Raw genomic sequence first — 3,274 nt, 5'->3', positions numbered from 1 at the left:
TTGCAGAAATCCCTGAAGGTACGATCTGGATGGAAGCCGCGACGCTGGCCGTCGTTGCCGTCGGCATCACGGTGATGGTCTATGGTTCGGTGGCTCTGATCGTCAAGGCGGACGATTTCGGCCTGATGATGTCCGCCAAAGGTCACCTTTCTGCCATCCGCGCCCTCGGACGAGGGATCGTCAAGGCCATGCCCGGCTTCCTGAAAATCCTGATGACGATCGGCACCGCGGCAATGCTCTGGGTCGGCGGTTCCATTGTCATACATGGACTGAATGTGCTCGGGTTCGGCGGGCTTTACGGTACCATCCACGACCTGGCGCACAGCCTTGCCCATGCCATCGGTCAGCTCGAAGGCCTGATCGCCTGGTTCGGAACGGCAACTTTGGACGGCATTTTCGGGTTGATCCTCGGCCTGATCCTGATCCCCGTGGTCTCCAAGGTCCTGCTGCCGATCTGGAATTCCGTGCGCAAGAAGCCCGGTGAGGTTGGCGGGCATTAACGACACGGTATCACGTTCAGTTTGTAGGTGAAGACGAAGTGGAAAATGGCGACCTACAAGGATGCCTGCAGTCGCCGGCACCTGGAGCGAGCTGCAGCTCTAACGGAACGGCCACTCAGGACACAGACAAAGCTCTGGACGAGTTTTTGCGGGTGCCGTGATCTGATCGCGTCAGAATCAACATTAGAACGGGATCGATAGTTTCAACCCGCCATTGTAGCCTTGGGCGTTTTCCGAAAAGCCTGCACCCACTTCGGCTCTGAGGTTCCAACCCTTGTCTTCCATCAGAAGGTCGATCTCCGCAGCGATATCCAGCCGGGTCTTGTCTAGATCGGTGGTGGACTTGAAACTGCTGTCCAGATGGCTTGATGAGACAAAACCGCTGTTGGTGGTCGGGTTGGCATCGGTCAGGAAGTGGGTCAATCCGAGCTTCAGTTTTGGTCGGATCAACGCCCCCATATCTGTTTTCAACTCTGCTCCAACCACGACGGCGGGTTGAACGGAGAGATAGAATTCCTCCTGCTGATCTGAAAACAGGTTGAAATGAGAGGCTCCGGATTCGCGATAGTCTTCCTGGATTATGTAGTCATAGCCGAGACCGATCTGGGGTTTGACGAACCAGTCCGGGCCACCCAGCAGATAGGCAACACGAACCTGCCCGGAAAAATTCCAGATCGTCTGGTCGCCGGAAGAAGTACCGGCCATGTATGGATTGCGGGTAATGTCATATTTGCCGACACCCGCTGCAAACGCGCCGGCCAGTTCCAGATCCGCAATCGACTTTTTGACTGTCGCACCGAGTTGAAGCTGATAGCCGTTGCTCTTGGCATCGGCGTCCGGAACATCGATCCACCTCTGATCGTAGGAAAAGCCTCCACCGATCACGAGGCCGTTTTCCAGCTCGTATTGCGCACCGGCTGCCAACTGGTAGCCCTTGCTGTCAAAGCCGATATTGCCGTCATGGCCGTCATAGTAATAGGCGTCACCGCCCGCTCTTGCCCAGGTGCAGGTGCCCAGGTCGAGAAATTTGTCAGCGCCGGAATATTGCGGGCAGCTCAGCAGCTGGTCCTTGAAGCGGAGTGAGGAATTGAGAGAAGTCACCTGCGAATCCGTCAGAACTTTTCCGTCCAGCGTCAACAGTGCACTTGCATAGACGTCCTGATCGCTGATGTGGATCAGATTGCCGAGGTATGTGCTGCTGCCTGAACCGCTGGAATAGTGCTTTTGAAGGTGGCTGGCGGTGCTCGACTGGTTGGAGCCGGTATTGCTGGTCGCGTTGCTGTTGGCAAAATCGATATCGCTGGTGAAATAGACCTCGTTGCCGATGACATCGACGGAATACTGGCCGACGGTGGATTCCACGACCGCTGTGTCGACAAGCGAGGAACTCCCGCTCACGGAAATAAGATCGACGGTTTGCTCACCTGTATACGGGGTCCAGTCGTCTTCCAGGGAAACGACGATTTCCCCTGCAATATCTGCATCTCCGTCTATGGTCAGATGGTCAGCGCGTTCATCGGTGTCGCTGGCGCCGGGGTTGAAGCTGAACAACATTTGCCCGGTGTCTGTCTGGACAAGGTCGCCCGTAATGACCGTTTGCGACACGGTGTTGGTGGACCCGATTGCCAGCGTGCCGCTGTTGGTCAGGCTGTCGACATCCATCAGCGCACCCATATTGATGGTCGCGCCTTCGTTGTTGGTCGCAAAAATGGACGAGGCCTTCAGCCACTGGCCGGTGATGACGCCGTCATTGACGACTGTGACAGAGGTGTCCTTGACGTTGATGGCGACCCCTTCATAGCCGAGCACAGACGTGATCGTACCTGCATTGGTCAAAGTGCCGCTGGTGCCGTCCTTGAAAAAGACACCGGCGCCGTCCTCGGCATCGGTGAAGACCGCAGTATCGCCACCCGTAATCGTGGCACCGGACTCGATTTCAATTGAAATCTTGCCCATACCTTCGCCAATGCTCTGGGCAAATATTCCGTGAGATCCGGCGCCGGTTGCCGAGACATTGCCGTCGACCTCGATCTTTACCTTCGTGGTGGCCACATCGGAGACGGTCGGACCGCCCGCGCTCTGGGCAAAGATACCGTGTGCACCAGCACCATCGGTGTAGATCGAGCCGTCGGAAAAACGGACATGGACGACACCCCCAATGCCTTCACCGCCGCCATTGCCGATATAAACCTCCGGACTCAGGGTTCCGCTTGCATCGGCCTGACCTGCGACACCTCCACCGCCGCCAACGCTCTGGGCGAAGATGCCGACAGAAGCCCCTCCGTAAGTGTGGATGTCGCCAACATATTGGACAGTTACATCACCGCCGTCACCGCTTGTATCGCTGTCTGACGACATGTCCGTCAGATCACTGCCGATATTGGCTGTGCCGCCGAATTGAACCGAGCCGGCATAACCGCCGCCGCCGCCGACACTTTGGGCGAAAACACCAAAGGAAGCGATATTGTAGCCGGAATCGGCTGTATAAGCCGTCGTGATCGAACCGCTATGCGTGACATTAACATTGCTGCCATCGCCGGAACTGTCACCCGACCCTCCCATAACGGCATCGCCGTTCGCGTCCTCGATGCCACCGATGACGGCACCGCCACCACCGCCGACGCTTTGGGCGAAAATACCGGATGACTGCGCCCCATAAGTCGTGATTGTGGTGTCTGTGTTGTCTACTGTGACGATACCTCCGTTGCCAGAAGCGCCATTCTGTCCACCTACGGTGAACGAAAAGTAGAGGTCGCTCTGAACGTCCGACAGGT

General features: G+C 56.9%; 2 protein-coding genes. One reads left to right on the top strand and one right to left on the bottom strand.

The annotated features are described in order from the left end of the window. Nucleotides 1–500: DUF808 family protein (locus tag K5905_RS30375; protein WP_297591445.1), on the top strand; the 500-nt coding region annotated here is incomplete at its 5' end. A 183-nt stretch (nt 501–683) separates the two neighbouring features. On the opposite strand, the gene K5905_RS30370 is transcribed toward K5905_RS30375, so the two are convergent. After that, a partial coding sequence (locus K5905_RS30370; RefSeq protein ID WP_297591443.1) for an autotransporter domain-containing protein occupies nt 684–3,274 on the bottom strand: 2,591 nt, incomplete at its 5' end.

The organism is Roseibium sp. (assembly GCF_025698965.1).
GTDB lineage: Bacteria > Pseudomonadota > Alphaproteobacteria > Rhizobiales > Stappiaceae > Roseibium.
The sequence above is the reverse complement of the archived record's forward strand: the minus strand, read 5'-3'. Positions and strand labels throughout refer to the sequence as shown.